The sequence below is a fragment of the Kribbella sp. NPDC043289 genome (genome assembly GCF_056436705.1).
In genome coordinates this window covers 233,746-251,204 of sequence record NZ_JBWKCB010000005.1, presented here as the reverse complement: position 1 = coordinate 251,204, position 17,459 = coordinate 233,746, and the positions used below count along the sequence as shown (strand labels likewise).

Below are 17,459 nucleotides of genomic sequence, written 5' to 3'. Positions count from 1 at the left end.
CCTGAACTCGATATATCGTTTCCTCTTATGGAGAATCTGCCCGACCGCCCGCATCCGCACGCGCACCTGCGGGCGTCCGATGTCGATCGCGACCAGGTCGTCGACGTACTGCGGGACGCGCTGATGTCGGGCCGGCTGTCGCAGGACGAGCACGCCGATCGCCTCGAGCAGGCGTTGCAGGCCAAGACCCTCGGCGAGCTGGAGCCGATCACCCGCGACCTCGTCGTGCCCGGGCAGGCGATGCCGGCGGCGGCCAGAGCGGTCCAGCCGGTCCAGCCGGCGGCGTCCAGCAGCCTGGTGCCGATCGAGGAGCCGGCCGACCCGAACCAGAGCTTCGACACGATGCTGGCGATCTTCGGTGGCGGGGAGCGGAAGGGCCGCTGGCGGGTGAAGCGGCGGACCAACGCGGTCGCGGTGTTCGGCGGGCACGACCTGGACATGACCGACGCGGTCTTCGAGGGCCGCGAGGTGACGATCTACGCGTTCGCCGTGTTCGGCGGGATCGACATCACGGTGCCCGAGGGCGTGACGGTGCGCAACGAGGGGATCGGGATCTTCGGCGGGTTCGCCGCTCACGGCTCCGACGACCCGGACCCGAACGCGCCGACCGTGGTGATCAAGGGGCTGGCCCTGTTCGGCGGCGTCGGCGGCCAGTCGTCGTTCAAGCGCCACGGCAAGAACCGCAAGAACAAGGGCCACCACGAGTTGCACTGAAATGCGGTGAGTGCGGTGGGCGGGGCACTGAAGAATTGCGGTGCGGCTGGGGGAGGCTGCCCGTAGCCTGCGGCTATGTCCTTCGTCCCCGCTGACTTCGACGTCCCGCGCGAGCTGGTCACGCCACGGTTCCGGCTCGAACCGCTGGGTCCTGAGCACAACGTTCCCGACCACGCCGCCTGGACCACCAGCATCGAGCACATCCGCTCGACGCCAGGGTTCGGCGGCAGCTGGCCGCCCGTCGACGGGATGACGCCCGAGGCGAATCTCGGTGATCTCCAGCGGCACGCGGACGACTTCGCCGCGCGCCGCGGGTTCACCTACACGGTCCTCGAGACCGACGGCGACGTGATCGGCTGCCTGTACATCTACCCGTCGCGCAAGGACCCGGCCGTCACCGACGTCCGCTCGTGGGTCCGTGCCGACCGCGCCGATCTGGACATCGTCCTGTACGACGCCGTCAGCGACTGGCTGGCGACCCGCTGGCCGTTCGCGACCGTGGCGTACGCGCCTAGATCCAGGACTTGAACCACATGCGGCTGAGCCAGGCCGGATGCGGCAGCACCTGGTCGGTCAGGATCGGCCAGATGTAGGCGAAGTTCAGCACCACGAGGACCACGAACGCGCCGACCACCGCGCTGCCGATCAGCCGGCGCGGTGACGCCGTACTGATCGCCGAACCGACCGCGGCGCGCGCCGGGCCGAGGACCTTGCCGAGGATCAGCGCTAGCGCCATCACGGTGAACGGGATCATCGTGACCGCGTAGAAGAAGAAGATCGGTCTGTCGTCGAACGCGAACCACGGCACCCAACACGTCACGAACCCCACGATCGGTACGCCGAACCGCCAGTCGCGCGTGCCGATCCACAGCACCAGCGCCGCGATCAGCGCGAGCGCACCGCCCCACCAGAGCAACGGCGTACCGAGGGCAGAGATCACCTGCAGGCAGTTGGTTCCGGCCGGTGCGTTGCAGCCCGGCGTACCGGGTTTGATGTCGTTGACCGCGTCGAAGCCGATCGGGCGGGCGATGATCGGCCAGCCGGCCGGGTTCGACTGGTACGGGTGGGTGGCGTGCTTGATGTAGTCGCCGGTGTGGAACGCGAGCACTTCCTTGTGGTACTCGATCAGCGACCGGAAGTCGTCGGGGACCACCTTCATCACGCCGTGTGCCGGGTTGCTCGCGGCCCAGTTGTGGTCATAGGCGTTGTCGTGCAGCAGCCAGCCGGTCCACGTCGCGACGTACGTGACCCCGGCGACCAGCACCAGGCTGATGAACGCCGGGATGCCGTCGACCAGCGCCGACTTCACGAACGCGAACCGGACGCCGAGCGCACGCCGCGCCCCGAAGTCCCACGCGAACGCGAGCACGCCGAACGCAGCGAGCGTCCAGACCGCCGACCACTTGGTGCCGAGCGCCAGCCCGAAGCAGATCCCGGCGGTGATCCGCCACGGCCGGATCAGCAGCCAGCGACCGAGGGTACGGCGGCTACCGTCCGCGACCGGCGTGTCCAGGGTGTCCGCGTGCCGGCGGCGGGTCCAGTCACGGTCGGCGACCAGGCAGGAGACGGCGGCGACCAGCCAGAACGCCAGGAAGATGTCCAGCAGCGCGACCCGGGACATCACGAAGTGCAGGCCGTCGACCGCGAGCAGTAGTCCCGCGATCGCGCCGATCAGGGTCGAGCGGGTCATCCGGCGGACGGTGCGGATCAGCAGCAGCACGGTCAGCGTGCCGAACAGGGCCGGCATGAACCGCCAGCCGAACGTGTTCATCCCGAAGAGCTGCTCACCGGCCGCGATCATCCACTTGCCGACCTCGGGGTGCACGGTCAGGCTCGGGGTCGGCTTGAAGACGTCCAGGTTGCCGCTCAGGATCGCCTTGTCGGCGGCTCCCTCGGGCTGGTCGATGAACTGCCGCGCGTAGCCGTACTTCAGCAGGCTGAACGCGTCCTTGGCGTAGTACGTCTCGTCGAAGACGAACTTCACCGGGTTGCCGAGGTTCCAGAACCGCAGGACGCCGGCCAGCACGGTGATCACCAGCGTGGCGATCCAGCCACCGTCGAAGTCCTTCGGCATCGCCGGGTACAACCGCTCCTTGAGCGGCGGCAGCCGTCTCCCGAGCACGTCCCGGCCGAGCGTCTCCCGCTCCTCGCCGGCAGCACTCCGCCGCGCAGTCCCGTCCTCGATCACAGCAGCCACGCCCGCCATCGTACGGACGCCCGGGTACCACCGCCTCCCCGTGTCGGTCCTGAGGGCTGGGATGATGGCCTGGTGACCGGGCGATTGGTGCTTGCGGGGACTCCTATTGGGGATGTGCTGGATGCTTCGCCGCGGTTGGGGCGGGTGTTGGGGGAGGCGGACGTGGTGGCCGCGGAGGATACGCGGCGGTTGCGGCGGTTGACGGGGGAGTTGGCGATCCAGTTGAGTGGGCGGGTGGTCAGCTACTTCGAGGGGAACGAGCGGGAGCGGACGCCGGAGTTGCTGCAGGCGCTCGTCGACGGGCAGACCGTGGTGGTGGTGACCGACGCGGGGATGCCGAGCGTGTCGGACCCGGGGTACCGGCTGGTGGCGGCCGCGATCGAGGCCGAGGTCGAGGTGACCGCCGTACCGGGGCCGTCGGCGGTGCTGACGGCGGTGGCGCTGAGCGGGCTGCCGGTGGACCGGTTCACGTTCGAGGGGTTCCTGCCGCGGAAGCCGGGCGAGCGCGGGCGGCGGCTCGCGGACCTCAAGGACGAACCGCGGACGATGGTCTTCTTCGAGGCGCCGCACCGGTTGACCGCGTCCCTCGAGGCGATGCGGGACGCGTTCGGCGCAGACCGGCGTACGGCGGTCTGCCGCGAGCTGACCAAGACGTACGAAGAGGTGAAACGCGGTCCGCTGAGTGACCTGGTGACCTGGTCCGCGGACGGCGTCCGTGGCGAGATCACGATCGTGGTCGCCGGCGCGGACCCGACCCGGGTGCTCACCCCGGAGGAGCTGGCCCGCGAGGTCGCCACCGACGAGGACGCCGGTACGCCGCGCAAGCAGGCGATCGCCGACGTCGCGAAGCGCTTCAACGTGCCGAAACGAACGGTGTACGACGCGGTCCTGGCCGCGCGGAATCCGGGTTAGCCCGGGGCATTACCCTTTACGCATGTCCGAGAAGGCCTATTACGTCACCACCCCGATCTACTACGTCACGGCCCCGCCGCACATCGGCAGCGCCTACACGACGGTGGCCGGGGACGTCCTGACCCGTTGGCACGCCCAACGCGGTGAGCGCAAGTGGTACCTGACGGGTACCGACGAGCACGGCGAGAAGGTGATGCGGAGCGCCGAGGCGCAGGGCATGTCTCCGCAGGCGTGGACGGACAAGCTGGTCGAGGAGTCCTGGAAGCCGGCCTGGGCCGACGTCGACATCGCGTACGACGACTTCATCCGGACCACCGAGCAGCGGCACACCGAGCGGGTCCGCGAGTTCTGGCAGACGCTGTACGACAAGGGCGACGTCTACAAGGGCGAGTACGAGGGCCTGTACTGCGTCGGTTGCGAGGAGTTCAAGCTCCCCACGGACATCCGCACCGACTCCGACGGCACGCAGCGCTGCATCATCCACGGCACCGAGCTGGAGACGGTTTCGGAGACGAACTACTTCTTCCGGCTCTCGGCGTACGCCGACAAGCTGCTGGAGCTGTACGACGGCCAGCCCGACTTCGTGGCGCCGTCGAGCGCGCGCAACGAGGTGGTCGCGTTCGTGAAGCAGGGACTGCAGGACCTGTCGATCACCCGGTCGACGTTCGACTGGGGGATCCCGGTCCCGTGGGACGAGGACCACGTCCTCTACGTGTGGATCGACGCGCTGCTGAACTACGTGACGGCCGCGGGCTACGGCACCGACCCGGAGCGGTTCGAGGAGCTGTGGCCTGTCGACGTGCACCTGGTCGGGAAGGACATCCTGCGGTTCCACGCGGTGATCTGGCCGGCGATGCTGATGGCGGCCGGGGTCGCCGTACCGAAGCAGGTGTTCGCGCACGGCTGGCTGCTGGTCGGCGGCGAGAAGATGAGCAAGTCGAAGCTGACCGCGATCGCGCCGCACGAGATCACCGACCACTTCGGCTCGGACGCGTTCCGGTACTACTTCCTCCGGACGATCCAGTTCGGCTCGGACGGCTCGTTCTCCTGGGAGCACCTGAGCGCGGTCTACACCTCGGAGCTCGCGAACGGCCTCGGGAACCTGGCCAGCCGGATCGCCGCGATGGTCGGCAAGTACTTCGACGGCGCGCTGCCGGAGCCGACCGACCACGGACCGGCCGAGCAGGCGCTGGCGGACAAGCTCGCGCAGACGGTGGCGACCGCGGACAAGGCGATCGACACACTGGCGTTCCAGGACGCGCTGACCGCGGTGAACGAACTGGTCGGCGCCGTGAACGGGTACGTCACCGAGCAGGAGCCGTGGAAGGTCGCGAAGGACGAGTCCCGGCGCGACCGGCTGGCGACGATCCTGTACTCCGCCGCCGAGGTACTGCGCGGGGTCGCCGTACTGCACAACCCGACGATGCCGAAGACGTCTGCGAAGCTCTGGGAGCTGCTCGGCGCGGAGGACAAGCTCGGCGCCCTGGCCGACCAGCGCGTCCAGGACGCCGGCACGTGGGGTCAGCTACCGGCCGGGTCCACCATCACCAAGGGCGACCCGCTGTTCCCCCGCCTGGAAGAGGCCTGAGATATTGGTATCTCTGGAGATAGTATCAGCAGTGATACTCTCTTGAGAGATACTTTCTCGGGAGGTTTAGGTGCGGCGGTTCATCGGCAGGGCGCGCGAGCTGGGCGTACTGCGGGACGCGCTGAAGCGCGTCGAGTCAGCGGCGGGCGCGGCTCAGCCGGGGGAATGCATCCTGATCCGTGGCCGCCGAAGGGTCGGGAAATCGAGCCTGGTCGAGGAGTTCCTGCGGACCGCTGACACGCCGTACCTCTTCTTCACCGCAGCCGGTCGGTCGGCCGAGGACGAGCTGACGGAGCTGGCCGACGTGGTGGCAGGCTCGACCCTTCCCGACCGCGAACTCTTCGCCGAGGAGGCGCCGACCCAGTGGAGTGCGGCGCTGCGCTTGCTGGCGGAGCTGCTGCCGGACGATCGGCCCAGCGTCGTGGTGATCGACGAAGTCCCGTACCTGATGGATCGTGTCGATGCCTTCGAAGGTGTGCTCCAGCGGGCATGGGACAGGCTACTCAGCCGCAAGCCGGTACTTCTGCTGCTCGTCGGTTCGGATCTGTCGATGATGGAGTCGCTGAACAGCTACGAGCGACCCTTCCATCAACGCGGTCGGGAGCTGGTCGTCGGGCCACTGACCCCCGCCGACCTCGCGGACATGCTCGACCTCGGGCCGGCGGTCGCGTTCGATGCCGCCCTGGTGACGGGCGGCTTGCCGTTGATCTGCCGGGACTGGCGGCCAGGTGCGACGCTGCGCGATTTCCTGAAGATCTCCCTGAGTGATCCGACCTCCGCGCTGCTCGTCTCGGCCGAGCGATCCCTCGCGGCCGAGTTCCCGCCGCGGGCACTCGGTGGCGAGGTCCTGCGGGCGATCGGGAGCGGCGAGCGGACCTTCAGCAACATTGCCCGGTCGGCCGGAGGACTTGCCCATACCAGTCTGACCAGAGCGCTGCAGGTACTGACGGACAAGGGCATTGTGGTGGCTGAGCTACCGGTCTCGCTCCGTCCGTCGAAGGAGCGCCGGTACCGGATCGCCGACCCCTATCTCCGGTTCTGGCTCACCTTCCTCGCACCGCACATGGCAGAGATCGAGAGGATGCGCGGGGACCTGACCCAGGCCCGCATCATGGAGAACTGGAGCAGTTGGCGCGGCCGGGCGGTCGAGCCGCTGGTCCGCGAGTCGCTGGCCAGGTTGTTGCCGGACGATCAGTTGCCGGCAGCACCTGTCATCGGCGGTTTCTGGACCCGGAGCAACGATGTCGAGATCGACGTGGTCGGCGCCGACCACGGTCCAGTGGCGAAGGAACTGCTGTTCCTGGGGTCGATCAAGTGGCTGGAGAAGAATCGTTTCGACGACTATGATCTCGTTGCCCTGCAGCGGCACCGCTCTCGGCTGACCGACGACCCGGTTCCGCTGGTGGCTGTGTCGCGAAACGGTGTCACAGCGACCGGTCTTGATGCCGTCTACGGGCCGGCCGAGTTGCTGGCCGCCTGGGAATAGCAGGACGCCCGGCAGTCTTGTTCGTAGCAACAACCAGTTTTGTGGAGGCGGTTTTGATGCGTGCGGTGGTGTTCGAGGAGTTCGGTGGTCCCGAGGTCCTGAAGGTGGAGGACCGGCCGGAGCCGCACGCCGGGCCCGGGCAGGTGCGGATCACGGTGCACGCGGCCGGGGTGAACCCGTTCGACTTCAAGGTCCGCCGCGGCTGGACGCGGGACTTCGCCGACCCGGTGCTGCCCGCGATCCCGGGGTTCGAGGTGGCCGGGGTGGTCGACGAGGCGGGTGACGGTGCCGAGTTCGCGGTCGGCGACGAGGTGGTCGGCTGGTCCGAGGGCGGGGCGTACGCCGAGTTGGCGCTCGGCGGCAACGTCGCGCGCAAGCCCGCGGGCCTGAGCTGGGAGCAGGCGGTCAGCCTCCCGGTGGCCGGCGAAACCGCGCAGCGGGTGCTCGATCTGCTCGGGGTGAAGTCGGGCGAGACGATCCTGATCCACGGCGCGGCCGGGGCGGTCGGTTCGATCGCGGTCCAGTTGGCGGCGGCCGCGGGTCTGACCGTGATCGGTACGGCGTCGGCCGCGAACCACGACTACCTGCGGTCGATCGGCGCGGTGCCGGTCGAGTACGGCGACGGTCTGGTCGAGCGGGTCCGCGCGGCGGCTCCGCAGGGGATCGACGCGGCGTTCGACACCGCGGGCAAGGGCGGTCTGCCGGAGTCGATCGAGCTGATCGGCGGGTCGGAGCGGATCGTCACGATCGCGGACTACGCGGCGGCCGGCGAGCTCGGCGTACAGACGTCCGGCGGGGGCGGTTCCCGCGAGCAGATCCGGGCCGGCCTGGACGCCCAGCTGCAGGCGGCAGCGGACGGCAAGCTCACGACCCGGATCGCGCAGACGTTCCCGCTCGCGGACGCGGCCAAGGCTCAGGAACTGAGCGAGTCCGGCCACGCCCGCGGCAAGATCATCGTGCTACCCCAGCAGTGACGCACGCGTAGGCGGACCTGCACCACTCACCAACCTCGCGCCGACGACGGTCCGGCGCCGCAGCCAAGCGTGCGCCGGGCAGCAGCCGGCTGGTTGGTGAGTGGTGCAGGTCCGGATCTCACACGTAGGCGAAGCGCGACGGCGGGGTTGGTACGTCGTCCACGCGCGGATCCCACCGATCGACGAAGTTCACCCCGGCCGGGATCTCGACGCAGTCCGTCGAGGTCCAGCCGCGGGTGAGCGTCGGGAAGTCGGGCACCTCCGGGTGATAGTGCGGTTTGCCCGTGCCAAGCAGGTCCCGCGCCATCGGTGCGCTCAGCGCCTGGTACCGGAAGTCAGCCGACAGCCGCAGCCGTTTCGTGAGGTTCGGCATCGCGCCGTGCACGGTGAGACTGCTGAAGAGCAGCACATCGCCCGGCTCGTACGACGTCGTACGCCACTCCGGATGGTTCTCGTCGGCCTCGGCCCGCATCATCCCCGGCCCGTCGGACGCCTTCACCGGGAGTACGCCGAGCTTCGGGGACCCGGAGAACACTCGCAGCCCACCGATCTCCGGCGGCGCAGCGCTCAGCGGCAGCCAGGTGGTGAGTGTGTCGATGGAGCCCTGGATGAACCGGTAGTCCTGATGGATCGGGGTCGGGTTCGCGCCCGGGGACGGCGGCGCGATCCGGCAGATGTGCGCCGGATGCGCGAACGTCTCCTCACCCAGCAACCGGCTCGTCAGCGACAGCAGCTCCGGCCGCACCGCCAGCCGATGAAACGCCTCGGTGCTCTGGATCGCCGTATAGGCCCCGAAGAACCCGGCCGACCCTTCCTCGACGGCCCGCCCCGACGCGACCAGCTCCCGAGGATCCGCGTCCCGCGCCAGCCAGTCGCTGTCGTACAGGATCCGGGCCAACTGCTCGTGGACGTCGCCCACCACATCGTTCGGCAGCAGCCCGCGGAAGAACAAGTACCCGTCCGCGGCCAGCCGCTCCCGCAGCACAGCCGCATCCGAGACCACGCCGTACGAGTCGGTCAGTTCTTTCATTTGTCATTGCCGATCTTGTCCATGGATTTGGCGATGTCGGAGACCGGGACCTTGTTCAGGTACAGGTCGTTGACGGCCTTGTTGATCTCGGGGGACTTGGCGGTCCAGCCTTCGGCGATCGGGAGGTTGACGGTACTGCCGGCGGCCGACTCGATGAAGGGCTGGACGTCGATGCCCTTCTTCTTCCAGAACGCCTGGTAGCCGGCGCCGGCGTCGTTCAGCGCCGGGATGATGTAGCCGGCGTCGCCCATCAGCCGCTGCGCCTTCTCGGAGCCGAGGAACTGGACCAGCTTGCCGGCCTCGTCGGGGTGCTTGGTCTTGGCGAACATCGCCTCGGCGAGCCCGTTGATCACCACGGTGCGGCCGGACGGGCCGGCCGGCATCGCCACCACGCCGATCGGGAACTTCACCTCCGGCAGCGCGAACGGCAGCAGCGCGTTGTTGGCCGGGAACATCGCGACCTCACCGCGGTAGAACATCTCGGTCGCCTGCCCGGTCGGCGGGTTGGTCCGGGTGCCGTCCGGCGAGACCTTCCACTTGAAGACCAGGTCGCGGGCGAACTGCAGGGCCTCGACCGACTTGTCGCCGGCGAAGTCGAAGGTGCCGTACGGCTTGTCCATCGCGTGACCGCCGTTCGAGGCGATCCAGTTCAGCCACTGGGTCTGGCTGTGGTTCCAGGAGCAGAAGCCCCACTGTTTGCTGCCGACGGTCAGCTTGCGCGCCACCTCGAGGAAGCTGCCCGAGCCGTCCGGAGCCCAGGTGAGCTCCTTCGGCATCGTGATCCCGGCCTTCTCGACCAGGGTCTTGTTGTAGAGCAGGCCGACGATGCCCATGTCCTTCGGCATCCCGAGCTGCTTGTCCTCGAACTTGTACGACTGCACGACGTTCGGGTGGTACGAGTCGAGCTTCAGCCCGGCCTTCGAGATCAGGTCGTCGAGCGGCGCGAGCACGCCCTTGCTGGCGAAGTCCGGGAAGTAGTCGACGGTCAGCCAGAACACGTCCGGCGCCTTGCCGCTCGCGAGTTCGGTGGTGAGCTTGGTCCAGTACTGGTCCCAGGGCAGCACCTCCATCCGGACGGTGATGTCCGGGTTCTCCTTGGTGAACTCCGCGAAGACGGTCTTGTACCCGACCTCCTGCTGCTCGTCCCAGAGGCGGTAGACGAGCTCGACCTTGCCTCCGCTACTGCTCGCCTTGTCGTTCGACGAACCGCAACCGGCCAGCGCGAGCACGCTCCCGGCGCCGATCAGAAATGTCCTCCTGGACAAAGACATGAGTGCCTCCGTACTACTTGAGCCCGGTAACGGCGACCGAGCGGACGATGAAGCGCTGGAACACGATGAACAGCACGAGCAGCGGCGCCAGCGCGATCAGGCTGCCGGCCATCACGGCGTTGTAATCGACGCCGATCTCCCCCTTGAACAAGGCGATCCCGACCGAGAGCAGCCGTTTGTCCTCGCTGCTGGTGATGATCAGCGGCCAGAGGAAGCTGTTCCAGTTCGCCACCACGGCGAGCGTGGTGACGGTGACCAGGATCGGTTTCGACAACGGCAGGATGATCGAAACCAGCGTCCGGACCCGCCCGGCGCCGTCGATCCGGGCCGCGTCCTCGAGATCCGCAGGGATGCCGCGGAAGAACTGCCGGAGCAGGAAGATCGCGTACGGCGTCCCGAGCATCGTCGGCAGCATCAGACCGGCCCAGGTGTCGACCAGGCCGAGCTTCTGCATCATCAGGTACAGCGGGATCATCGTGACCACCGGCGGCACCATCAGTGTCGACAAATACACCCAGAACAAGGCGTCCCGGCCGGGGAACGTCAACCGCGCGAACGCGTACGCCGCCAGCACCGCGAACACCACCTGACCGAGCGTGATCCCGGCCGTCACCAGCGCGGTGTTCATCAGGTAGCCGCCGAACCCGGAGGCGAACAGCCGGTGGAACGCGGCCGTGCTGGGCGGCAGTCCCGGCTCCCACGGCATCGTCTCCGACAGTTGCCCGGGGCCCTTGAACGCGGTGAGCACGGTCAGGAAGTACGGGAAGATCGACAACACACAGCCGACCACCAGGACGGCGTACGGGACGATGCGCAGCCTCATGTGGACACCTCGTAGGTCGTACGGCGTTCGAAGTAGACGAACTGCGTGATGGTCGCGATCAGCACCACGGCGAACAGCAGCACCGAGATCGTCGACGCGTAGCCGAAGTCGAACTTCTTGAACGCCTCGTCGTAGATCAGGTACGTCGCGACCTCGGTGCTGTCACCCGGTCCGCCCTCGGTCATCACGAAGATCGTGTCGAAGGCCTGGAACGAGCCGATCACGTTGGTGATCAGCACGAACAGCATGGTCGGCCGCAGCAGCGGGAGCGTGATGGTGAAGAAGTGCGCGACCGGTGACGCGCCGTCCAGGGATGACGCCTCGCGGAGTGACGCCGGGATGTTCTGCAGGCCGGCCAGGAAGAACAGCATGTTGTACCCGGCGAACTGCCAGATGTGTACCGCTGCGACGCTCGGCATCGCAAGGAACGGCGAGGACAACCAGGCCGGCCCGTCGATCCCGAACAGCCCGAGGAACTGGTTCAGGGCGCCGCGGCCCGGGTCGAAGATCCAGCTCCAGACGAGTCCGAGCGCGACCGGGGTCGCCATCCACGGGATCACCAGCAGTGCCCGGAAGTACTTCATCCCGCGCAGCTTCCGGTCCACCAGCACGGCCAGGAGCAGCGAGAGGATCGTCGTACCGGGGACGCAGATCACCACGTAGTACAGGGTGACCAGGAGCGAGTGCCAGACGTCGGAGTCGGCGAAGAGCTTGCGGTAGTTGGCGAACCCAATGAACTCCGGCGTCGACAGCAGCTTCCAGTCGAAGAGGCTGACCACCAATACGATCACGACCGGCGCGAGCAGGAACCCGAGGACGCCGACCAGGCTGGGTGCCAGCAGTGCGTACGCCGCGGCCGTCTGCCGCCCTTGACCGATCCGTCGGGTACGGCGCGGCGCGGGCCTAAGCATCGGGATCCTTCAGCGGGTGCGGCCGCGGCGAGCTCGGGATCAGCAGCTCGCGGGTCCGGTCGATGCCCCACCGGTCGAGTGCGCTGATCGGATCGCTCGACATCCGCAGGCCGGGACCCGCCTCGATGTGCCGCGCCCAGAGCTCGCGCTCCTGGATCTCGGGCCGCACGATCAGGCAGTCGGAGTCGTTGGCCCACCAGCGGCCGTGCAGGAACTCGCGCGCGACCGAGGTCGACCGGGCTCCGCGCTGACCGGGCTGGCTGATGTCGCCGGACGGTGGTTCGACCAACGGGTCGGTGTCGGGCGAGATCCGCATGCAGTCGACGAGCCCCAGGCTCGGCAGGATCGGCGCGCCACAGCCGTGCAGGATCCGGTTCGGTCCGACCGCATCCCGCAGCAGCCGCATCCCGAGCCGGTACGCCGCGATGCCGTCGATCTGCTCGTGCCGCGGTCCTTCGATCGCACCGGCGTACACGAAGTCGAGTTTGAAGTGGTCGTAGCCCTGGCGGCAGAGCTCGGTGAACACGTCCTGGATGTGCCGTGCGGCGCCCGGGTGGGTGACATCCAGGACCAGTTGCTCTTCGCCCCAGTTGGTGCCGGCGCTGATCCCGGGGACCAGCCATTCGGGGTGCAGTCGCGCCGTTTCGCTGCCGGCCGCGACCAGGAACGGTGCGACCCAGATCCCCGCGCGGCGGCCACCGGTGCGGATGTCGGCGGCCAGCCGGACGGTGGATCCGAAGTCGTCGCGCGGTGTCAGCCAGTCGCCGATCGCGGACTGGTACCCCTCGTCGAGCAGCACCAGGTCGACGCTCAGGTCGTGCTGGTCGAACTGCCGGACGTCGGTCATCACGTCGCGTTCGGTGACCTTGCCCCAGTACGCGTACCAGCTGCACCACGACGGCCCGAAGACCCGGACGGCCGGCGCGCCGGCGGCGAAGGTCTCGGCCCAGTCGGCGAGTGCCTGGTTCGGGTTGGCCTGGGTGCTCGTGGTCACCTGGACGTCGCCGTCGGCGGTGATCACCAGCTTGTCGCCGTGGACCTCGGCGCGGATCGACGGTACGACGTCGGGCGTGAGCGCGGCGACCACGACGACATCGCTGCCGTTGGCAACCGCGAGCAGACCCTCGCCCTGGAACCGGCCGGCGTCGACGCCCGGGCGGTAGGCCATCACGTGATGGTTGGGGGCGGTCGGCCGGGGTGGACGCGCGTCGAGCCGGTACCAGCCGCTCGGGCTCCAGGACTGCCAGCCGTGCTCGAAGACCACCGTGTTCGCATCGTGGTCGAGCTCGGCGACTGGGCGGAAGGGCACAGAATCCTCGATTCGATGGAGGTGCAGGATCTTGCTGCTGTGCCGCTAATCTTGAGGCGCCCATAAGGAGATCCACCATGACGGAGCCTGCTGACTTCGAGCACGATCTTGCTACCCAGGTGCTCATCGAGCTGTACAGCGAGATCCCGCCGCCGAGCAAGCTGGTCACCGGCCACTTCCACAGCGGCGGTGACTACCGGGTCGTCCGGCCGGACGGCGTCGGCAGCTGGTACCTGCTCTACACCGCATCCGGGACGGGCCGGTACGTGCTGGGTGAGAACAAGTTGATGCTGCGCCATGGGGACGTCGTACTGGTCAGCCCCGGTACGCCGCACGACTACGGGACCGTGGGCACCTACTGGGAGTCCTGGTGGGCGCACTTCCAGCCGCGGCGCGAGTGGCACTCGTGGCTGTCGTTGCCGCAGGCAATGCCCGGGCTGTCGTACGTGCGGCTGACCAGGTCGTCGGAGACCGATCGCGTGGTGTCCGCGTTCGACCGCATGCACCGCGACGCGCAGCGGGCCGGGCTCTCGCCGACCGGCGACACCGAGCTGCACCTGTTGGAGAAGAGCGTCGCCACTGAGCTGACGATGAACGGTATCGAGGAGGTGCTGCTGACCGCGGTCGCCAGCCTCCGCCGCGAGACGCAGCACCTCGACGCGCGCGTCCATCTGGTGCTCGAGGCAATCACCGCCGACCCGGCCCGCCCGCACACGCTGACCTCACTGGCCGGCCTCGCGCAGGTCTCGGTCTCGCGCCTCGCGCATCTGTTCAAGGAACAGGTCGGCGACTCGATCATGAACGTCGTCCTCGCGCTCCGGCTGCAGCGCGCGGCCGAGTTGCTCGGCGCCACCGACATGTCCGTCGCGCAGATCGCCGCGGCGGTCGGTTTCGACTCGCCGCACTACCTGAGCCGGCAGTTCGGCCGCCGGTACGGGATGTCCCCGACGGCCCACCGCAACGCGGTCAGGAAGCCGGAGCTAGAGCTATATTGAGCTCCGTCGCCGCCGCGTAGTCCGCACCGCCCGCGAGCCCGACGAGCCGCACGTAGCGGGCCGTCGTACCGGCGGGGAACCTGGCGATCTTCGCGTCGATACTGCCGTCCCACGAGCCCTTCGTGACCGAGGTGAACGTGACGCCGTCGGTGCTCGTCTGGACGTCGTACGACGAGATCCGCCCGTTCGGTACGTCGGCGTCCTGGCGTGGCGTGTAGACGAGTGCCTCGATCGCGCGCGCGGTCTTCAGGTCGAGCGTGATGTACTGCGGCAGCGGTGCGTGCGGGCTCCAGTTCGAGTGCCACATGGTCGCGCAGTTGCCGTCGATCGCGGCCGCCGCGCCGTACGCCGCCCCGCCCTGGCTGGTCGCGGTCGCCGTCATCTCGTTGCGTGGCAGCAGGTTCAGCGGCCCGAACGGTCCGTCCGACGGCGGCGGGGTCCCGGGGATCGCGGTCACCCGGCCGAGCGCCGGCGCCTTCAGTGACGGATGCGTCCGCAGGTAGTTGAGGAAGACCTCCTGACCCATCCGCGGCGCCCGGGCGAGATCCGTGTACTGCTGGAACCCCGGATAGCCGTACTGCGTTCCGTGCAAGGGCATCGCGGCGCTTGTCGTCACGCGATACGTCTTGTCGAGCTGCAGTGGTTTGCCGTCGATCAGCACCTTGGCGGGATCGACGCGGTCGCCGACCGGTCTGCCCAGGTCGTAGGTGTAGCGGAAGTTCGCGGAGGTCGCGAGCGACGACAGCCTGCTGCAGCCGTACGCCGGCGGGATCCACTGCTGCTCGAGCACGGCCTCGACCGTCGAGCCCTTCATCGACAACGTGGTGATCGGCGAGATCCCGGCGACCGGCCACGCTGCGCCGTACGTGACCGTTCCGGCCTTCAGCCCGGCCGCGATCACGTCGACACCGAGGTCCGCCGGAACCAGCGCGAAGTCACCTTCCGCTTCGGTCTTGTAGAGGTCGGCGACCAGGTTGCCGGTGCGGCTCTCCGCCGTCGGCGTGAAGTCGAGGTCACGGTCGAGCTTGGCGAGTGGCTCCTTCTGCCGCGCCGTCCATTTGTCCATCCAGTACTTCACGATCTTCTGGATCCCGGCGTCCGGCGTCACGTCCTTGGTCACCGCGTGGTTGCTGGCCGTTGTCGCGGCGCGGTCCACCTCACCGGTCGTCGGGTCGAGCGACAGGTTCACCTCGCCGAGCACCCGTCCGTGGTTGCTCGCCTCCAGGACCGGCCGCGGTACGCCGTTCGGGTCCGGGATCATGCAGTTGAACGCGGTGTGCCAGTGGCCGCCGAGGATCACGTCGATATCGGGTGACAGCGTTCGGGCCGCGTCGAAGATCGGACCGGTCGGGTTCTTGCACTCGTCGTACAACCCGCCCTGCTGACCGCCCTCGTGCATGCTGACCACGATCGCGTTCACGCCCTGGGCCTTCAGTTCGGCCGCCGCTCGGTTCGCGGCTTCGACGACACCCTGGAACTCGAAGCCGGAGCCCTTGATCGACAACGTCTCGGTCGGCGTCCCCGGGAAGCCCAGCCCGATGAACCCGATCCGCTGCGATCCGGCCTTCGCGATCCAGTACGGCGGGAGCACCGGCTGCTTGCTCTTCGGGTCCACGATGTTGGCGGTGTGGTACGCGTAGTCGGTGCCGTGGAAGTTGCGGCCGGTGGAGTCCTTGAAACAGCTGTCGAAACCCGGCTTGCCGTAGCAGGCGCCGGTGGTCATCCGGCGCAGGAACGGGAACTCCCGGTCGAACTCGTGGTTACCGGCGACGTCGAAGTCCATCCCGAACGCGTTCAGCACTTCGATCGTCGGCTCGTTCGCGAACGCCTGCGTGTAGTCCGGCCAGCCGCTGAACTGGTCGCCCGAGCCGATCAGGAAGCTGTTCGGCTTCCCGGCCCGGAGCTTGTCCAGATGCGCCTTCAGGTACGCCGCGCCGCCGACCTGCTGGGTCCCCGAAGGGCCCGCGATCGTGAGGTTCTCGGTCTCGGAGAGGTAGCCGTGCAAGTCGGTCAGGCTGAGGATCTGCACCGGGATCGGTGCCGGCGCGGCGGTCGCAGGTGGCAGCGCGGTGGATCCCACCACCAGGCCGAGAAGGGCGAGCGCTGCGCTGATCCGGGACTTCCTGGGCATCGGTGTGCTCCTGTCGGTCGGGCGGAACCGAGACGCTACTGGCCGATCAGCACGCGGGGACATGCCCCGGCGTGCTGACTTCCTGCACGATCCGGCTGACTGGTCAGAGGTACGAGATCGCCCCGGGCGGCCCGGAGAGCCAGTGCGACGGCAGGAACATCCGGGACTGGTTCCGGCACGGCCCCTGACAGACCGGGCAGCTCGCGGCGCCACAGCTGAAGACCGCCCAGACGCCGTACGGCTCGGGCTGTTCGCGGAACTTCTCCGCCATCCTGCCCTTGCAGTGCAGACACCGAGGACCAGCCTCCACGGCTTGCACCGGCTGCGGTACGTCGGGTTTGCCGAAGGGCCGGCGTACCGCGCGCCAGATCCCGCGCAGGATGCGGATCGGTAGCGGTCCGACCACCAACCGGATCGGCGGCCCGACCGGCCGTTCGACGGCGGGGTGGATGACGGCCTGGCCGCGATACGCGGCCGGCGAGCGACGCGGCCGGATGGGTTTCGCGGCCGGTTTGACTGCAGGTTTGTGTGGGCGGCGCTTGTTCGCGTACATGGTTCCCCCCAAAGCCCGCGCGCCGAGCTGTGCTACTTCCAGGATCTGTCGGAGAACCAAATCCGGCCGCTGACGCATTTCTACAAGCGCATGAGTGAGGGGAACCGTACGGTCAGGGGAGAGAGGAGTCACGATGACTGGGTTTGTTGCTACTGCTGAGACCGATATCGCGGCATCGCCCGCACGGGTGTGGGAGGTGCTGACCAGCCCGGAGCAGCTGAAGGAACTGTGGTTCGGGGCCGTGGTCGAGACCGATTGGCAGGTGGGCAGCCCGATCACCTGGACCGGCGAATGGGAGGGCAAGCCGTACCAGGACAAGGGTGAGATCCTCGCCGTCGAGCCGGGGCGGTTGCTGCGCCTGACCCATTTCAGCCCGCTCACCGGGCAACCCGACGTACCGGAGAACTACCACACACTGACCTACACCCTCACCGGCAACACCCACCTCGAGCTCGCCCAGGACAACAACGCGAGCGAAGACGAAGCCAAGCACTCGCAAGGCATGTGGGAAACGCTGGTAGCCAAGGTCAAAGAGGCCGCCGAAGCCTGAGTAGCCGGTTGTTCA

At 68.2% G+C, this 17,459-nt stretch carries 16 protein-coding genes; 8 read left to right on the top strand and 8 right to left on the bottom strand.

All coding sequences use genetic code 11. The annotated features are described in order from the left end of the window. The first annotated feature begins 27 nt into the window (after positions 1-27). Positions 28-714, top strand: coding sequence for a DUF1707 SHOCT-like domain-containing protein (locus AC0662_RS28880; protein WP_478304531.1), 687 nt, complete (start codon positions 28-30; stop codon positions 712-714). 75 nt (positions 715-789) lie between these two features. Next, positions 790-1,242 (top strand): GNAT family N-acetyltransferase, encoded by a 453-nt coding sequence (locus AC0662_RS28875; protein ID WP_478304529.1) that lies wholly within the window; start codon positions 790-792, stop codon positions 1,240-1,242. Here AC0662_RS28875 and AC0662_RS28870 read toward each other — a convergent pair. Continuing rightward, positions 1,226-2,788, bottom strand: coding sequence for a dolichyl-phosphate-mannose--protein mannosyltransferase (locus AC0662_RS28870; protein ID WP_452197091.1), 1,563 nt, complete (start codon positions 2,786-2,788; stop codon positions 1,226-1,228). The two genes, AC0662_RS28875 and AC0662_RS28870, sit on opposite strands and share 17 nt — an antisense overlap. A 195-nt stretch (positions 2,789-2,983) precedes the next feature. On the opposite strand from AC0662_RS28870, the gene rsmI reads away from it, so the two are divergent. The 4 genes from rsmI to AC0662_RS28850 all read left to right on the top strand — a co-directional run bounded on the left by rsmI (position 2,984) and on the right by AC0662_RS28850 (position 7,871). Continuing rightward, complete coding sequence (gene rsmI, locus AC0662_RS28865) at positions 2,984-3,823, top strand: 16S rRNA (cytidine(1402)-2'-O)-methyltransferase (RefSeq protein WP_478304527.1); 840 nt, start codon at positions 2,984-2,986, stop codon at positions 3,821-3,823. Positions 3,824-3,845: 22 nt separating this feature from the next. Continuing rightward, positions 3,846-5,411: a methionine--tRNA ligase gene (gene metG / locus AC0662_RS28860; RefSeq protein ID WP_478304525.1), complete on the top strand. Its 1,566-nt coding sequence runs from the start codon at positions 3,846-3,848 to the stop codon at positions 5,409-5,411. A gap of 70 nt (positions 5,412-5,481) precedes the next feature. Then, positions 5,482-6,897 (top strand): ATP-binding protein, encoded by a 1,416-nt coding sequence (locus tag AC0662_RS28855; protein WP_478304523.1) that lies wholly within the window; start codon positions 5,482-5,484, stop codon positions 6,895-6,897. A gap of 56 nt (positions 6,898-6,953) precedes the next feature. Next, complete coding sequence (locus tag AC0662_RS28850; RefSeq protein WP_478304521.1) at positions 6,954-7,871, top strand: NADP-dependent oxidoreductase; 918 nt, start codon at positions 6,954-6,956, stop codon at positions 7,869-7,871. 118 nt (positions 7,872-7,989) lie between these two features. Here the strand turns inward: AC0662_RS28850 and AC0662_RS28845 are convergent, their stop codons facing one another. The 5 genes from AC0662_RS28845 to AC0662_RS28825 are packed head-to-tail and all read right to left on the bottom strand — an operon-like array spanning position 7,990 to position 13,215. After that, positions 7,990-8,901, bottom strand: a complete 912-nt coding sequence (locus AC0662_RS28845; RefSeq protein ID WP_478304519.1) for a phytanoyl-CoA dioxygenase family protein — start codon at positions 8,899-8,901, stop codon at positions 7,990-7,992. Further along, positions 8,898-10,172, bottom strand: a complete 1,275-nt coding sequence (locus tag AC0662_RS28840; RefSeq protein WP_452197065.1) for an ABC transporter substrate-binding protein — start codon at positions 10,170-10,172, stop codon at positions 8,898-8,900. The genes AC0662_RS28845 and AC0662_RS28840 overlap by 4 nt, the downstream gene beginning before the upstream one ends. A gap of 13 nt (positions 10,173-10,185) precedes the next feature. Then, the gene (locus AC0662_RS28835; protein ID WP_478304517.1) at positions 10,186-10,995 is read right to left on the bottom strand and encodes a carbohydrate ABC transporter permease; all 810 of its coding nucleotides are present in this window, start codon (positions 10,993-10,995) and stop codon (positions 10,186-10,188) included. After that, on the bottom strand, positions 10,992-11,906 hold the full coding sequence (locus AC0662_RS28830; RefSeq protein WP_478304515.1) for a carbohydrate ABC transporter permease: 915 nt from the start codon (positions 11,904-11,906) through the stop codon (positions 10,992-10,994). Before AC0662_RS28830 ends, AC0662_RS28835 begins: the two co-directional genes overlap by 4 nt. Beyond that, a complete protein-coding gene (locus AC0662_RS28825) occupies positions 11,899-13,215 on the bottom strand; it encodes a glycoside hydrolase family 36 protein (RefSeq protein ID WP_452197068.1) in 1,317 nt (438 codons plus the stop codon). The genes AC0662_RS28830 and AC0662_RS28825 overlap by 8 nt, the downstream gene beginning before the upstream one ends. 77 nt (positions 13,216-13,292) lie before the next feature. On the opposite strand from AC0662_RS28825, the gene AC0662_RS28820 reads away from it, so the two are divergent. Continuing rightward, positions 13,293-14,210 carry a helix-turn-helix domain-containing protein gene (locus tag AC0662_RS28820; protein ID WP_452197069.1) on the top strand — a complete coding sequence of 306 codons (918 nt, stop codon included), beginning with the start codon at positions 13,293-13,295 and terminating at the stop codon, positions 14,208-14,210. Here the strand turns inward: AC0662_RS28820 and AC0662_RS28815 are convergent. Both AC0662_RS28815 and AC0662_RS28810 read right to left on the bottom strand, forming a co-directional pair. Continuing rightward, positions 14,182-16,341: a discoidin domain-containing protein gene (locus AC0662_RS28815; protein WP_452197070.1), complete on the bottom strand. Its 2,160-nt coding sequence runs from the start codon at positions 16,339-16,341 to the stop codon at positions 14,182-14,184. The two genes, AC0662_RS28820 and AC0662_RS28815, sit on opposite strands and share 29 nt — an antisense overlap. 103 nt (positions 16,342-16,444) lie before the next feature. Next, on the bottom strand, positions 16,445-16,894 hold the full coding sequence (locus AC0662_RS28810) for a hypothetical protein (protein ID WP_452197071.1): 450 nt from the start codon (positions 16,892-16,894) through the stop codon (positions 16,445-16,447). Between the two features lie 133 nt (positions 16,895-17,027). On the opposite strand from AC0662_RS28810, the gene AC0662_RS28805 reads away from it, so the two are divergent. Continuing rightward, on the top strand, positions 17,028-17,444 hold the full coding sequence (locus AC0662_RS28805) for an SRPBCC family protein (protein ID WP_452197072.1): 417 nt from the start codon (positions 17,028-17,030) through the stop codon (positions 17,442-17,444). Positions 17,445-17,459 lie beyond the last annotated feature (15 nt).